The organism is Streptomyces sp. NPDC015171 (genome assembly GCF_043079545.1).
Taxonomy (GTDB): domain Bacteria; phylum Actinomycetota; class Actinomycetes; order Streptomycetales; family Streptomycetaceae; genus Streptomyces.
This window is the reverse complement of the sequence record NZ_JBIBUO010000006.1, coordinates 461,927-477,363: the sequence shown is the minus strand read 5'-3', so window position 1 is coordinate 477,363 and position 15,437 is coordinate 461,927. Positions and strand designations below refer to the sequence as shown.

11 protein-coding genes are annotated in these 15,437 nt (G+C 71.7%); 8 read left to right on the top strand and 3 right to left on the bottom strand.

What is annotated here, in order from left to right:
- Window positions 1-463 precede the first annotated feature (463 nt).
- Together ACF073_RS20090 and ptsP are read left to right on the top strand one after the other, a co-directional pair.
- Window positions 464-913 (top strand): PTS glucose transporter subunit IIA, encoded by a 450-nt coding sequence (locus ACF073_RS20090; protein WP_392071732.1) that lies wholly within the window; start codon window positions 464-466, stop codon window positions 911-913.
- A gap of 79 nt (window positions 914-992) precedes the next feature.
- Window positions 993-2,663: a phosphoenolpyruvate--protein phosphotransferase gene (ptsP, locus tag ACF073_RS20085; RefSeq protein WP_392071730.1), complete on the top strand. Its 1,671-nt coding sequence runs from the start codon at window positions 993-995 to the stop codon at window positions 2,661-2,663.
- A gap of 96 nt (window positions 2,664-2,759) precedes the next feature.
- On the opposite strand, the gene ACF073_RS20080 is transcribed toward ptsP, so the two are convergent.
- Both ACF073_RS20080 and ACF073_RS20075 read right to left on the bottom strand, forming a co-directional pair.
- The gene (locus ACF073_RS20080; RefSeq protein WP_392071727.1) at window positions 2,760-3,653 is read right to left on the bottom strand and encodes a hypothetical protein; all 894 of its coding nucleotides are present in this window, start codon (window positions 3,651-3,653) and stop codon (window positions 2,760-2,762) included.
- 196 nt (window positions 3,654-3,849) lie between these two features.
- Complete coding sequence (locus ACF073_RS20075; protein WP_392071725.1) at window positions 3,850-5,817, bottom strand: acetoacetate--CoA ligase; 1,968 nt, start codon at window positions 5,815-5,817, stop codon at window positions 3,850-3,852.
- A gap of 213 nt (window positions 5,818-6,030) precedes the next feature.
- On the opposite strand from ACF073_RS20075, the gene ACF073_RS20070 reads away from it, so the two are divergent.
- The gene (locus ACF073_RS20070) at window positions 6,031-8,391 is read left to right on the top strand and encodes a glycoside hydrolase family 31 protein (protein ID WP_392071723.1); all 2,361 of its coding nucleotides are present in this window, start codon (window positions 6,031-6,033) and stop codon (window positions 8,389-8,391) included.
- A 10-nt stretch (window positions 8,392-8,401) separates the two neighbouring features.
- Here the strand turns inward: ACF073_RS20070 and ACF073_RS20065 are convergent, their stop codons facing one another.
- Window positions 8,402-8,938, bottom strand: a complete 537-nt coding sequence (locus ACF073_RS20065; RefSeq protein WP_392071721.1) for an NUDIX domain-containing protein — start codon at window positions 8,936-8,938, stop codon at window positions 8,402-8,404.
- Between the two features lie 226 nt (window positions 8,939-9,164).
- Between ACF073_RS20065 and ACF073_RS20060 the strand changes: the two genes are divergently transcribed.
- The 5 genes from ACF073_RS20060 (at window position 9,165) to glpK (ending at window position 15,371) form a co-directional block, all read left to right on the top strand.
- Window positions 9,165-9,611 carry a Zn-ribbon domain-containing OB-fold protein gene (locus tag ACF073_RS20060; RefSeq protein WP_392071719.1) on the top strand — a complete coding sequence of 149 codons (447 nt, stop codon included), beginning with the start codon at window positions 9,165-9,167 and terminating at the stop codon, window positions 9,609-9,611.
- The gene (locus ACF073_RS20055; protein WP_392071717.1) at window positions 9,608-10,798 is read left to right on the top strand and encodes a lipid-transfer protein; all 1,191 of its coding nucleotides are present in this window, start codon (window positions 9,608-9,610) and stop codon (window positions 10,796-10,798) included. The genes ACF073_RS20060 and ACF073_RS20055 overlap by 4 nt, the downstream gene beginning before the upstream one ends.
- A 134-nt stretch (window positions 10,799-10,932) precedes the next feature.
- Entirely contained in the window at window positions 10,933-12,582 is a 1,650-nt protein-coding gene (locus tag ACF073_RS20050; RefSeq protein WP_392071715.1) for a GGDEF domain-containing protein, read from the top strand.
- Window positions 12,583-12,933: 351 nt separating this feature from the next.
- The gene (locus tag ACF073_RS20045; RefSeq protein WP_392071713.1) at window positions 12,934-13,680 is read left to right on the top strand and encodes an MIP/aquaporin family protein; all 747 of its coding nucleotides are present in this window, start codon (window positions 12,934-12,936) and stop codon (window positions 13,678-13,680) included.
- A gap of 170 nt (window positions 13,681-13,850) precedes the next feature.
- On the top strand, window positions 13,851-15,371 hold the full coding sequence (gene glpK, locus ACF073_RS20040) for a glycerol kinase GlpK (protein ID WP_392071712.1): 1,521 nt from the start codon (window positions 13,851-13,853) through the stop codon (window positions 15,369-15,371).
- Window positions 15,372-15,437 lie beyond the last annotated feature (66 nt).

Sequence of the window (15,437 nt, the reverse complement as noted above, 5' to 3'; positions counted from 1 at the left end):
AAGGAACGGTCGCTTCCTTTGTACTCACCCTCTCGGGCTTTCCTCCGGGCTTCCCTTCGGTGTTTCCGACTCTATCAGATCTTTTCTCGATCCGACTTCCTCGGTGCTTTCCAGGTCCTCGCTTTCGCGTTTCCCTTTCCGGCGGTCCAAACTCTACCAGTCTTTTTCCGCCTCTCCGACCACCGTTCTGCGGACACGCAGAAGGAGATCCAGAGATTAGGATCTGACAAGTTTGGGTGCTGCTGGAGTGGGGGCGTTGTTTCGCGCCTCACTGCCCCGAGCAGGAGTACGACTGTACACGGGGGCTTGAAGGCCGTGCAAATCCGGGCGGCTGGTGGTCTAGACCACTAACTGGTAGCTTTCAAACGGAACGACCACTTCATCTGGCATACCCTGCTGCTCAGTGCCGTTCGGGACAGCCAGTGACGGCCCGTAAGCAGCTCCACTCCTTGGGAGGCTTCCCATGACCACCGTGACGTCCCCGCTCGCTGGACGGGCCATCGGACTGGCCGCCGTGCCGGATCCGGTCTTCTCCGGGGCCATGGTCGGCCCGGGCACCGCGATCGACCCCGTGCGTGAGGCCTCCGAGGCCGTCTCGCCCGTGGACGGCGTCATCGTCTCTCTGCATCCGCACGCGTTCGTCGTCGTCGACGCGAACGGGCACGGTGTGCTCACCCACCTCGGCATCGACACGGTGCAGCTCAATGGCGAGGGCTTCGAGCTGCTGGTCAACAAGGGCGACACCGTGAGCAGGGGGCAGGCCGTCGTGCGCTGGAACCCCGCCGCCGTCGAAGCCGCCGGCAAGTCCCCGGTGTGTCCGATCGTCGCGCTCGAAGCCACCGCCGAGTCCCTCTCCGACCTCCGTGAAGACGGTGACGTGAAGGTCGGCGACAGCCTCTTCTCCTGGCACTGACAGCAGTGCCGTCGTAGTGGCGGCGAACAGGACAACCAACGCGGCGGCGGGACCCGCCGCACTATCGGAGACGGGTGAGATGGACACAACGCTGCGAGGCGTCGGCGTGAGCCATGGCGTGGCGATCGGCGAGGTTCGGCACATGGGCACGGCGGTGCTGGAGCCGCCGGCCAAGCAGATCCCCGCTGAGGAGGCGGAGCGGGAGCAGGGCCGGGCCCGCCAGGCGGTGGACGCCGTCGCCGCCGACCTGATGGCGCGCGGCAATCTGGCGGGGGGCGAGGCCCAGGCCGTGCTGGAAGCGCAGGCCATGATGGCCCAGGACCCCGAGCTGATGGCTGACGTGGACCGGCGGATCGCCGTCGGCAGCACGGCCGAGCGAGCGGTGTACGACGCCTTCGCGGCCTACCGGGAGCTGCTGGCGGGTGCCGGTGAGTATCTCGCCGGCCGTGTGGCCGACCTCGACGACGTGCGGAATCGAATCGTCGCCCGGCTGCTGGGCGTTCCGATGCCGGGCGTCCCGGACAGCGACCAGCCCTATGTACTCGTGGCCCGGGATCTCGCTCCGGCCGACACGGCACTGCTCGACCCGTCCCTGGTTCTCGGCTTCGTGACCGAGGAGGGCGGTCCGACCAGCCACAGCGCCATCCTGGCACGGGCGCTGGGTGTGCCGGCCGTCGTGGCTCTGCCGGGCGCGGGTGAGCTGGCCGAGGGCACGGTGATCGCCGTGGACGGCAGCACGGGCGATGTCTTCGTGAACCCGGGCGAGGAGAAGAAGGCGGAGCTGCGGGCCTCGGCTGCCGAACGCAAGGCCGCGCTCGCCGCTTCGACGGGCCCCGGTGCGACGGCGGACGGGCACAAGATGCCGCTGCTGGCGAACGTGGGCGGCCCGGCGGACGTGCCGGCGGCGGTCGAGGCCGGAGCCGAGGGTGTCGGTCTGTTCCGTACCGAGTTCCTGTTCCTGGACGACAGCAAGAACGCTCCTTCCGAGGAGAAGCAGGTGTCGGCCTACCGGCAGGTGCTGGAGGCGTTCCCCGAGGGCCGTGTGGTCGTGCGGGTGCTGGACGCGGGCGCGGACAAGCCGCTGGACTTCCTGACGCCGGCGGACGAGCCCAACCCCGCGCTGGGCGTGCGGGGGCTGCGGACGCTGCTCGACCATCCCGACGTCCTGCGCACCCAGCTGACGGCGCTGGCGAAGGCCGCCGAGGGGCTGCCCGTCTACCTCGAGGTCATGGCGCCCATGGTGGCGGACCGTACGGACGCGAAGGCGTTCGCGGACGCCTGCCGTGAGGCGGGGCTGCGGGCCAAGTTCGGCGCGATGGTCGAGATCCCGTCGGCGGCGCTGCGGGCGCGCTCGATCCTGCAGGAGGTCGAGTTCCTGTCGCTGGGGACCAACGACCTCGCGCAGTACACGTTCGCCGCGGACCGCCAGGTGGGTGCGGTGTCGCGCCTTCAGGACCCGTGGCAGCCGGCGCTGCTGGACCTGGTCGCGCTGTCCGCCGAGTCGGCCAAGGCCGAGGGCAAGAGCTGCGGGGTGTGCGGCGAGGCCGCGTCCGATCCGCTGCTGGCCTGTGTGCTGACCGGTCTGGGTGTCACCTCCCTGTCCATGGGGGCGGCGTCGATTCCGTACGTCCGCGCCACCCTGGCGAAGTACACGCTGGCTCAGTGCGAGCGGGCCGCGGCCGCGGCGCGTGCAGCGGACACTGCCGAGGAGGCGCGCGGCGCGGCTCAGGCGGTGCTGTCCGGCGAGTAGCCGTACCGGCGCCTCGGTGGTGTCGGGTTCAGGGGCGTCCTGCCTTCGGGCAGGACGCCCCTGGTGTGTTCGGGGCGTCGTCCGTTGTCCGCCGGGTCAGTGGCGGTGGTCCGCTGCCGTTCCCTGGTCGCCGAGGCCGGGCGGCTCGCCGTAGTCGACGCCGGGCTCGGGCGCGATGAGGTCGCCGGACTCTGCGTCGGTGCAGTAGGCGTCGAACACTTCTGATGCCGTCAGCGGTTCGAGGATGCCGCCGCGCAGTCGCCAGCCGTAGACACGGTCGGCCGTGCCGGCGGCGCTGGTGCGCATGACGAGGCCGCCGGGGCTGCGGGTCGCGAGGCCGAGGGCGAGGACGCTGGTGAATTCCAGGGCTTCGGCCTCTTCCAGGCGGGTGGCGCCGTGGGCGTCCTGGTCGCCGTGCAGGACGGAGACGAGGGTGTCCGGTGGTCCGGAGACCGTGCAGACGAGGTGGCGTTCGCCGGGCGGGGCGGTGTCGAGGATGCGGACCAGGAGGTCGGAGGCGCGGGTGAAGGCTGCCCTGCCGATGTCCTCGCCGCAGGTGGGGCAGGGGCCGAGCCGGGTCAGGAGGGTGGTGGCGTACTCCCAGGTGGCCTGTCGTACGGCTTCGTCGACGAGGGCGGGCAGGAGGAGTGCGAGGGGGCGGCCGTCGTAGGGGATGGTGGCGCCGGTGGCCGCGAGTTCCGCGGTGAACCGCGTTCGGCTGGCCGGGGCTTCCGGGTCGAGTCCGGTGTCCGCGCAGTACGCGGCGTAGTCCGCGGGGTCGAACAGGGCGAGTGTGGTATGGCTGCCCTGTGCGGCGCGGGTTTTGAGAACGGTCTCCAGCTGCCGGAGGTAGGTCGGGTGGTCGTCGAAGGTGAAGCTGCGGTAGCGCCGCATGGCGCGGAAGTCGTGGTCGTCGGTGAGCACGCCGATGGTGCCGGCGATCTCGCGGCGCAGGACGCGTCGCATGGTCTGGTGGTCGGTGTGCGCCATGATTCCCCCAATGCGCAGTCGATCAATGCTCACTCACCGTAACCGGCGGCACTGACAATGCCGGTCCGTCAGCGGTCAGGGGACGGGATACGGGAGTGTCTGCGCAGCTCATGGCGGTGCGCCTGAACCCGGTCCCGGACTCCGCTGGTGGTGCGGCAGGCCCGGGACCGGGTGCGGAGGGGGATCTTCCGGTCGGTCAGGCGCGCTTGCGGGCGAGTTCCTGGTAGAAGCCGAGCAGGGCGAGGTCGTCGATGGAGCCGGGGTTGACCGCCTTCTCCATGGGGGTGCCCTGCAGGAGACGCTTGACGGGGACCTCGATGCGCTTGCCGGTGAGGGTGTGCGGGATCCCGGGCACCTCGATGATCTCGTCGGGGATGTGGCGCGGGGAGAGCTGGTCGCGGATCGCCTGCTTGACGCGGTTCAGGAGGGTCTCGTCGAGAGACGCGCCCGGGGCGAGGTGCACGAACAGCGGCATCCAGTAGCCGCCGTCGGGCTGTTCGACGCCGATCACGAGGGATTCCTTGATCTCGGGCAGGCGCTCGACGACCTCGTAGATGTCGGCCGAGCCCATGCGCACGCCCTGCCGGTTGAGGGTGGAGTCGGAGCGGCCGTGGATGATCACGGTCCCGCGCGAGGTGAGGGTGATCCAGTCGCCGTGGCGCCAGACACCGGGATAGGTGTCGAAGTAGCTGTCGTGGTAGCGGCTGCCGTCGGGGTCGTTCCAGAAGCGGATCGGCATGGACGGCATGGGGTTGGTGACCACCAGCTCGCCGACCTCGTCGATGAGGGGCTTGCCGCTCGGGTCCCAGGCCTGCAGGTCGGTGCCGAGACCGGGCGCCTGGAGCTCGCCGGTGTACACCGGGAGGGTGGGTACGGCTCCGGCGAAGCAGGAGCAGACGTCCGTACCGCCGCTGACGGAGGCGATCCACAGGTCGTCGCGGACCTCGTCGTGCAGCCAGCGGAAGCCGTCGGGGGGCAGCGGGGAGCCGGTGGTGGCGACGCACCGCACCTTGGTGAGGTCGTAGTCGCGGGCGGGGTGGACGCCGGCCTTGCGGCAGGCCATCACGTAGGCGGCGGAGGTGCCGTAGAGGGTGGCGCCGGTGCGTTCCGCGATCCGCCACTGGGCGCCCGTGTCCGGGTAGCCCGGGCTGCCGTCGTACAGGACGATCGTGGTGCCCGTGAGCAGGCCGGAGACGAGGAAGTTCCACATCATCCAGCCGGTCGAGGTGTACCAGAAGAAACGATCGCCGGGGCCGAGGTCGCAGTGCAGTCCGAGCTGCTTGAGGTGTTCGACCAGGATGCCGCCCTGCGACTGGACGATGGCCTTCGGCAGGCCGGTCGTGCCGGAGGAGTACAGCACCCACAGCGGGTGGTCGAAGGGGACCTGTTCGAAGACCGGCTCGGTGTGCGCGGCCGTCAGCGCCGACCACTGGAGGGCGCCCTCGGGGGCCTCGGTGCCCAGGAGCGGGATGTGGACGACGGCGCGCAGCGTGGGCAGCTCGCGGCGCAGTTCGGCGACGCTCTCGCGGCGGTCGTGCTCCTTGCCGCCGTAGCGGTAGCCGTCGACGGTGAACAGGACGACGGGTTCCACCTGCTGGAAGCGGTCGAGGACGCTGCGGGCGCCGAAGTCGGGGGCGCAGGAGGTCCATACGGCGCCGACGGCGGCCGTGGCGAGGAAGGCGACCACGGCCTGGGGGATGTTGGGGAGGTAGCCGCTGACGCGGTCTCCGGGGCGTACGCCGAGGGACCGGAGTTCGGCGGCGAGGGAGCCGACCTGGCGGCGCAGCTCGGCCCAGGTCACCGGGAGCGGCTCATGGGATTCGTCGACGTGCAGGAGAGCCGGTTCGTCGGGGCGGTCGGCCGCGGCGCGCAGGGCGTGTTCGGCGTAGTTGAGGGTGGCTCCGGGGAACCACTGGGCGCCGGGCATGGCGCGGTCGCCGAGCACGCGCGCGTAGGGCGTCGAGAAGCGTACGTCGAACCACTCGGTGACGGCTTTCCAGAAGGTGTCCAGCTGGTCGACGGACCATCGGTGCAGGGCCGGATAGCCGCCCTCGCGCGGGGCGCCGTGGTGCTCGGCGGCCCATGCCTGGAACTGGGTGATGCGCGCCTGGTCGATCCGTTCGGGATCGGGCTGCCAGAGCGGCTGGGGGTTCGCGGTCGACATGGGAGGCTCCCGGACTGTGCGCGTCGTGGGCGTCGGTCCGCGCACGGGCTGGGGTGTGCGCGTGACGCGGCTGACAGGGACGATGCCATGTGATCGACTTCTACACCAGGGTGCGCTCCACATAGTCCATGTCATGAAGGTGTGGCTTCGACATGGGTGAACGGCAATTGAACGGCACGCGCGCGTGGGGCGTTCAGTGGCAGGGTGAGCAGCATGGACGGTCGTGACCTGGTGCGTTCGATGAGTGTGATCGGTTCGGGAAGGGCGGGTCGGGGGTTGCGTACCGTGCGGGCGGCGTGGCGCAGGCGGCGCATCGACGCGGCGGGGCTGCCGCGGCGGGGGCCGGAGCGGGCCCGGGTGCCGGGTCAGGTGCAGGGGGCGGAGCCGGGACCGGGTGGCGGGCTGATCCGGTTCGGCCGCTCCGAGCTGCGGATCGTCGTGGCGGTGAACGGAGCGGTCTTCTGGGGGTGGGACGGAGCGGCCGCACAGCCCTCGTACGCACTCACGGGGAGTGGTCCCGAGCCTGATCCGCGCGCGGTGCTCGAGCCGGACAAGGACGGCGGCTGGCGGGTGGTGGCCGAGCGGGTGACAGTCGTCGTGTCGCGGCACGGCGAGGTCCAGGTGTGCACGCCGGGCGGGGTGATGCTGCGGCGGGATCTGCCGCCGCGCTGGTGGGAGCCGGTCGGCGGGGGCGCGGCGCGGTGGGTGCAGCGGTCGGAGGTGACGGCGGACGCCCGGTTCTTCGGCCTGGGCGGGCGGGCGTCCGGTCCCCGGCTGCGGGACGGCAGGTACCGGCTCTGGAACACCGACCCCGGCCGTGCGTTCGGGCCCGGTGACGATCCGCTGTACCTGACGATGCCGGTACAGCTGGTGGTGGCGGACGCGGGCACGCATCTGGTGTTCCACGACACCACCTGGGACGGCACGGTGGTGCTGCGGGAGGGCGAGGAGGGTGCCGGGTCCGGGCACGACCGGGCGGGGCGCTGTGAGGTGCGGATGGACGGCGGTCCGCTGCGCTGCTGGGTGATGGTGGGGCCTCCCGCGCGCGTGCTGCAGACGTGGACCTCGCTGACGGGTGCGCCCGCGCTACCGCCCGCGTGGGCCCTGGGCCATCATCACGCGCGGTGGGGCTTCGGCAGCGAGCACGAGGTGCGCCGGATCGTCGCGGGCTATCAGGAGCACGGGCTGCCGCTGGATGCCGTGCACCTCGACATCGATCACTACGACGACCAGCGGGTGTTCACCGTCGACGAGGAGCGCTTCCCGAAACTGCCGGCGCTGGCGGAGGAGCTGCGCCGGGACGGGGTCCGGCTGGTGTCGATCGTCGATCCGGCGGTGCGGGCGGAGCCGGGCGACGCCGTCTACGAGAGCGGTGCGGCCGTGGACGCGTTCGTGCGGGACGCGCACGGCCGCGCGGTGCGCGGTGTCGCGTGGTCCGGCGAGTCGGTCTTCCCGGATTTCACCGACGCGCGCGTGCGCGCGTGGTGGGGCAAGCTCTACGAGGAGCGGCTGGAGCAGGGCTTCGCGGGGTTCTGGCACGACATGAACGAGCCGACGTCGTTCAGCGCCTTCGGCGAGTCGACGCTGCCGCGTTCGGCCCGGCACGCCTTGGAGGGGCAGGGCGGCGACCATCGTGAAGGGCACAACGTGTACGCGTTGTGCATGGCCCGGGCGGCCTACGAGGGGCTGCGCGAGCTGGCGCCCCGGGAACGGCCCTTCCTGTTCTCCCGCTCGGGCTGGGCGGGGCTGCAGCGGTACGGGGGCTCCTGGTCGGGGGACGTGGCGAGGGGCTGGCCGGGACTGCGAGCCTCGCTCTCGCTGGTGCTGGGGCTCGGGCTGTGCGGGGTGCCGTACTCGGGTCCGGACGTGGGCGGCTTCGACGGCAGTCCGTCGCCGGAGCTGTATCTGCGGTGGTTCCAGCTGGGCGCGTATCTGCCGCTCTTCCGTACCCACGCGGGCCTGCGGGCGGGGCGCCGGGAGCCCTGGGAGTTCGGTCCCGAGGTGCTGGAGCACGCGCGCGTGGCGCTGCTCGAACGCCGGCGGCTGCTGCCGTACTTCGTGACGCTCGCGCATCTGGCCCGGCGGACCGGTGCGCCCTATGTGCGCCCGTCGTGGTGGGGGTCGACGGAGGACCGGGCGCTGCGTGACTGTGAGGACACGTTCCTGCTGGGCGACAGCCTGCTGGTGGCTCCGGTCCTTGATCCCGGTGCCGACCGGCGCGCGGTGCAGCTGCCGCGGGGCCGCTGGTACGACACGGCGACGGAGCAGGCCTACGAGGGTCCGGCGCAGATCCTTCTCGACGCGCCGCTGTCCCGGACACCGGTGCTCGCGCGCGCGGGTGCCGTGCTGCCCGTGCGCGGCGCCGACGGCGGCCCGGAACTGGAGGTGTGGGCGCCCGCGCCTGGACGCACCGGGGGCGGCCTGGTCGTGACGGACGCGGGCGACGGATGGGGCGAACCGGAGATCGAGCGCTACGTCGCGCGGCGGCACGGCAACCGGGTGGTGGTCACCCGGGAGGGGGAGGACGGTGTGGCTGAGCCGAGCTGCCCGGTGCGGGTGCGGGGGCTCGGCTGAGCTGTGAGGTTCACACGTAGCGGCCCTCGAACCACGCCTCGACGGCCACCGTGTGCAGGGGGAAGGCGAGTTCCTCGGGCCTGCGCAGCAGGTGCCAGCCCTCGGTCTCCTGCGTGGGACCCGAGGGCGGCAGTACATCGGCAGGGCGCTCCGGCAGCGCTCCGAACAGCAGCAGATGTCCGTCGGGCGAGCTCATGGCGTCCACGAGTCGCACGTCGCGGGCGGCTGCGTCGATACCGGTCTCTTCCTTGAGTTCGCGTACGACGGCGTGCTTCCAGTCTTCGCGGTCGTCGATGTAGCCGCCGGGCAGGGCGATGCCGCCGCGCGCGGGGGCGATGGTCCGGGTGATGACGACCAGGGCCGTGCCCTTGGTGTCGTACACGGGCTGGAGCGCGACCGCGACCGGCAGCGGGTTGCGGTAGACGACGGCCCCGCAGGACGGACAGATGCGCGGCCAGCCGGAAACGCCCTCTCCGTAGAGCGCTCCGCAGCTCGAACAGTGGGAGCCCGGAGCGGAGTTGGCATGGGGGTGCTGAGTTTCGGACACGCGCGGACTGTATCCGATCACAAGAAGCACGTGTTCCGGCCGTGATGCGCCTGGAACGAACGGGCCCAGGAAGGGGCGGTCGGAATCACCCCCGTCGATCCCGACCGCCCCTCGTGTATCAACGACGCCGTTCGGCGCCGATCGGTTCACAGAAACGGTCTGCCCATTCGGCGCCGCCCGTGCCACACTTCTGACACTCCGTCAGATAATCCCACGGGAGGGCCCCTTGCCGCACATCCACGAGCCCGCGGTCGCCGGCTGGTTCACCGGCGAGGGTGACGGCTTCCGCCTTCTGGGCACCCGCTGCACAGCCTGCGCCTCGGTCTTCTTTCCGCGCGAGGACACCCACTGCCGCAACCCGCACTGCGCGAGCGACGCCCTGGAGGAGGTCCCGCTGTCACAGAGAGGACGAATCTGGTCGTACACGGACAGCCGGTACCGCCCACCGTCACCCTATGTGAGTAATCCGGAACTTCCGTGGGAGCCGTACGCGTTGATCGCCGTGGAGCTGGCGGCCGAGCGGATCGTGGTGCTGGGGCAGTCGGCTCCGGGGATCACCGTCGCCGATCTGGCGGTGGGCATGGAGGTGGAGGTCGTCCCCGGCGTGCTGCACGAGGACACGGAGACGACCTGGACGATCTGGCACTGGCGGCCGACGGGGGTGACGGCATGACGGCGGATGTGGCGGTGCTCGGTGCGGGCATGCACCGCTGGGGCAAGTGGGGTCGCGGCTTCGTGGAGTACGGGACGAGGGCGGCCCGGGCGGCTCTCGCTGACGCGGGCCTCGACTGGCCGGACATCGGCTCCGTCGTGGGCGCGGACACGGTGCGCGGCGGGTATCCCGGGTATGTCGCGGGAGCCACGTTCGCCAAGGCCCTGGGCTGGCAGGGAGCCAGAGTGACCAGTGTCTACGCGGCGTGCGCCTCCGGGGCCCAGGCCATCGCCACCGCGCGGGCCCAGATCCTCGCCGGCCTCGCCGACGTGGTCCTCGTGGTGGGCGCGGATGCCGCGCCCAAGGGATTCTTCCGGCCGGCGGGCGGGGACCGTCCCGACGATCCGGACTGGCAGCGCTTCCGCCTGCTGGGGGCGACGAACCCGGCGTACTTCGGGCTGTACGCACGGCGGCGGATGGCGGTGCACGGGGACACACCGGAGGACTTCGCGCTGGTCAAGGTGAAGAACGCGGCGCTCGGGGCGCTCAACCCGTACGCCCGCTACCGCAAACGGGTCACCGCCGAGGAGGTGGCGGCCTCGGCGCTGGTCGCCGATCCGCTGCGACTGCTGGACATCTGCGCGACCTCCGACGGCGGCGCCGCCCTGGTGCTCTCCAGCCTGGACTTCGCGCACCGCCACGGAGCCGCCCGGCCGGTGCGGATCCGGGCGGTGTCCACCGTGACCCCCCGCTTCCCGAACACGGTGCTGGATCTGCCCGACATCGCCACGGACTCCGCGGTCTCGGCCGCTCCCCCGGCGGATTCCTTCCGGGCCTCCATCGCGCGGGCCGCCTACGAGGAGGCGGGCATCGGCCCCGGGGACCTGTCCGTCGCCGAGGTGTACGACCTTTCCACCGCGCTGGAGTTGCAGTGGTACGAGGATCTGGGGCTGTGCGGCGAGGGCGAGGCCGCGAAGCTGCTCCGGGAGGGCGCGACCGCCCCGGACGGCCGGATACCCGTGAACACCAGCGGCGGACTGGCCTCCTTCGGCGAGGCCGTGCCGGCCCAGGCCATCGCCCAGGTCTGCGAGCTGACCTGGCAGTTGAGAGGCGCGGCGGGCGACCGTCAGGTCGCGGGGGCACGGGTGGGCATCACCGCCAACCAGGGGCTGTTCGGGCACGGCTCGTCGGTGATCGCCGTGCGGTGAGCGACGGCCGGCGAGAGCGCCGTACTCCGGGGTGGGACCAGGGGGTCGCACACGCTGTGTGATCACCCCGGAATCCTGCGTGAACGTCTCATGAACTGCGCCTGGGCATGCGCGAGCAGCGCCATCATGCTCCCGTGCACTCCTGGACGGATACTCTCCGCTTCGCCTTCCAGCCAGTGGTCAACCTGAGGACGGGCGCGGTCGCCGCACTGGAGACACTCGCCCGCCCGGAAACAGGCGACATCCTGGCCGAGGCCCGCCGGGATCCGGAACTGGACGGCAGACTCGCCGTGTCAGCGCTCCGGGCCGCCGCGCGCACCACGCTGCTGCCGCTGCATCTGAACGTGTTCGCGGCCACGCTCGCCGACCTGGGCGGCCTCACCCCGCTGCACGACGCCGTGCGCGCGCTCGGGCGCACCCCCTGGGAGGTGACCCTGGACATCGTCCCGCCCTTCACGCACGTGCCGCACCGGGCCCTGCTGGAGGCGGTGGGAGCAGTGCGGGAGCAGGGGTTCCGGATCAGCGCGGACGGCATCGGGGACGGCGACGTACCGCTCAGGCTGCTCAACGACCTCTCCCCCGACCTGGTCAAGCTCGACGCCTCGCTGCTGGCGCGGCCCGCCGCGGTGCGGGCGATGCGGACACTGTGCGAGGAACTGGGCGCTCTGGTCGCGGTGGAGGGTGTGGAGACCGAACTCCAGTGCCGCGCGGCGCTGTCGGCAGGCGCGCAGCTGGCCCAGGGCGAGCTGTTCGCCCCGCCGGCCCGGATCCCGGCGACGGACGTGTACGTGCCGCCGCTCGCCCCCGGGGCCGTGACCGTGCCCCGCTCCGGACCTTCGGTGCGCGAGTTCGTGCGGCCCGCCGCCGTGCTGCCGCTGAGCGCCTCGGCGGGCGAGGTACGGGCCCTGTTGACCGGCTCCCCGGATGTCTCCGGGGTGCTGCTGGTGGATCCGTACGGCCGGCCCGTCCGCTCGGTGCATCGCTCGCGCTTCCTGCTGTCGATGTCCGGCCGCTACGGGCACGCCCTGTACGCCGACCGGCCGGCTCTCAAGCTCGGCGACGCGCCGCGCACGGTCGGCGTCGACGCGACGGCCTGGGAGGTGCTGGACGTGGTGGCGATCGGCGGCCGGGACCGTACGTCCGACGATGTGGCGGTGACCGACGCGCGGGGCCGGTGCGTCGGGGTCGTACGCCTAGCGGATCTGGTGCGGGCACTGGCCGAGAGCCGGGTCGAGGAGGCTGCCGGGCTCAATCCGCTGACGCGGCTGCCCGGTTCGGACGCGATCGTGGGCGAGATGGACCGGTGGATCTCCGAAGGGCGGTCGTTCGCGCTCAGCTGGCTGGACATCGACCACTTCAAACAGGTCAACGACGGTGCCGGGTTCGCTGCGGGTGACGAGCTCATCCGCGCGGTGGGCCGGGCGCTCCAGCAGGCGGTCGCGGGGCACGCGCGCGTGGGGCACATCGGCGGAGACGACTTCCTGGTCCTGGCCGAGACGGAGGCCCTCGATCCGCTGGTGGCCACCGTGCTGGACGCTCCCTGGGAGGCGGGCGGACGGCCGGTCACGCTCTCCCTGGCGACCGTCGTCTGCGGTCCGGGCAGCGTGGGCGATCATCACGAGGCCGCCGCCCGGCTCGCTCCGCTGAAGAAGGCGGCCAAGGCGCTGCACGGCGCGAGCTGGGTGCTCGCGCGCGCCGGGTTCCCCGGCCACGAGATCCGGCGCGGCGGACCGGGTCCGGCGCCGGCGCAGGCCGGATACGCGGCCGCCGATCCAGGATGGTGAACGTCCTTCCCGTATCCGTCCGTTGAGGCACACCCACATCACCGGGGCCCGAAGAAGGCCGGTGTCACGGTAGGCGTCAGCAGCCTTGACGCCCCAGGGACACCGGTGAACACTTCCCGGTGTCAGCCGACATCGCCATACATTCTCGGTGTTATCAGGCACCGCGGCGCGGGTCCGTCGTGCTCCTCCACGGCCCGGCCGCCCAGCGCGGTCCGGCTGCGACGGCACGCTCGTCACGGACGCCGGGCGGGGCGCGGGGCCCTCCCTGCCTTCGGCTGAAGTCGCCATGGGAACCGTCCGGCACGACTCGGCAGGGGCCGATCGCCCCCTGCCGGCGCCAAGGGAGCCGCCATGAGCAACGGAGACATCTTCGTCGGCGAGACCATCGGCACCGCGATTCTGATCCTGTTCGGTGCGGGCGTCTGTGCCGCCGTCACCCTCAGGCACTCCAAGGCGCGGGCCTCGGGCTGGGTCGTGATCGCCTTCGGCTGGGGCTTCGGCGTGCTCGCGGGCGCGTACACCGCCGCTCCCCTCTCCGGCGGCCAGCTCAATCCCGCGGTCACCATCGGCATCGCCGTGGACACCGGCAAGTGGGACAGGGTGTGGGTGTACCTGCTCGGGCAGATCGTCGGTGCGATGCTCGGCGCCGTGCTGGCCTACCTGGTCTATCTCGCCCAGTTCCAGGCCAACGGCCGCCCGGAAGCCGACGCGGAGGACGCCGGCGGCCCCCTGCCGACCCTCGGCATCTTCGCGACCGTCCCGGAGATCCGGAACCCGGTGGCCAATCTCGTCACCGAGGTCATCGCGACCGCCGCGCTCGTTCTGCCGGTCTTCGCCTTCGGGCTGACGAAGGGGCTCGGCGAGTCCGGCACCACCGTACTGATCGTCTCCCTGCTCGTCGTGGGCATCGGTCTCTCCCTCGGCGGCCCCACCGGCTATGCCATCAATCCGGCCCGCGACCTCGGCCCGCGCGTCGTGCACAGCTTGCTGCCGATCCCTCACAAGGGCACCTCCGACTGGGGGTACGCCTGGATCCCGGTCGTCGGCCCGCTGATCGGCGGAGCGCTCGCCGGCCTCGTCTACAACGCGGCCTTCTGACCGCCGGCGCGCACGCACCGCCCGGCCCACGCACCGCAACGTCCACGCACCGCAACGGACGCGCACCGCCGCCCGCGCTCGAAACCCCGGCGCTCGACACCCGGTTCCGAACTCCACGCGGGCTTCCGGCCAGCGAGCCGACCCAGCGACCCAGCGACCCAGGGACAGCCATGACGGACACCGCCGACAGGTACGTCGCCGCCATCGACCAGGGCACCACGTCCAGCCGCTGCATCGTCTTCGATCACAGCGGCGCGATCGTCTCCGTCGACCAGCGCGAGCACCGGCAGATCTTCCCCAAGCCCGGCTGGGTGGAGCACGACGCCACCGAGATCTGGTCCAAGGTGCAGGCCGTGGTCGCGGGCGCGCTCGCCCGGGCGGGGCTGCGTGCCGACCAGCTGAGTGCCCTGGGCATCACCAACCAGCGGGAGACGACGGTCCTGTGGGACCGCACCACGGGCAAGCCCGTGCACAACGCGATCGTCTGGCAGGACACCCGTACCGCCGCGCTCTGCGCCGAACTGGGCGGCACGGACGGCCAGGACCGCTTCCGCGAGCGGACCGGACTGCCGCTGGCCAGCTACTTCGCCGGACCCAAGGCGGCCTGGCTGCTGGACCAGGTGCCCGGTCTGCGACAGCGGGCCGAACGCGGCGAGATCGCGTTCGGAACCATCGACTCCTGGCTGATCTGGAACCTCACGGGAGCCACCGACGGCGGCCGGCACGTCACCGACGTCACGAACGCCGGCCGCACCATGCTGATGAACCTCGACACCCTCCAGTGGGATCCCTCCATCCTGTCCGCGATGAACGTGCCTGAGGCCGTGCTCCCCGAGATCAGGTCCTCCGCCGAGGTGTACGGCACGGCGGTCGGGCAGCTGTCCGGGGTGCCCGTGGCCTCGGCACTGGGCGACCAGCAGGCCGCCGTGTTCGGGCAGGCCTGCTACGACGTCGGCACCGCGAAGAACACCTACGGCACCGGGAGTTTCCTGCTGCTGAACACCGGCAACCGGCCGGTGCCGTCCAAGAGCGGGCTGCTGACGACGCTGGGCTACAAGATCGGCGGGGAGGCGCCCGTGTACTGCCTGGAGGGGTCCATAGCGATAACGGGCGCGCTGGTCCAATGGTTCCGCGACCAGCTCGGGATCATCGGGTCCGCCGACGAGATCGAGACGCTGGCGGCAGGCGTCGACGACAACGGAGGCGCCTACATCGTTCCGGCGTTCTCCGGCCTGTTCGCGCCCTACTGGCGCGCGGACGCGCGCGGAGTCGTCACCGGCCTCACCCGGTACGTGACGAAGGCCCACCTCGCGCGCGCGGTGCTGGAGGCGACGAGCTGGCAGACCCGCGAGGTCGTGGACGCCATGTATCAGGACTCGGGTGTGCGGATCAGGACTTTGAAGGTAGACGGCGGCATGACGCGGAACGACCTGCTGATGCAGCACCAGGCGGACGTTCTGGGCGTGCCGGTGATCCGGCCCCGGGTGGCGGAGACGACGTGCCTGGGCGCCGCTTACGCGGCCGGGCTCGCCACAGGCGTGTGGAACGACCTGGACGAGCTGAAGTCGCACTGGCGGAAGGACGCGGAGTGGACGCCGGTGATGGAGGCGTCGGTCCGGGACCGCGAGTACCGGAACTGGCGCAGGGCCGTGGAGAAGAGCTTCGGCTGGCTGGAGGAGGGCGGGGTGTAGCGGCGCGGGACACGGGCCCCGCGCGCGTGGGCGCTCCGCACGGGACCACGGCCCGTACCCCAGTCG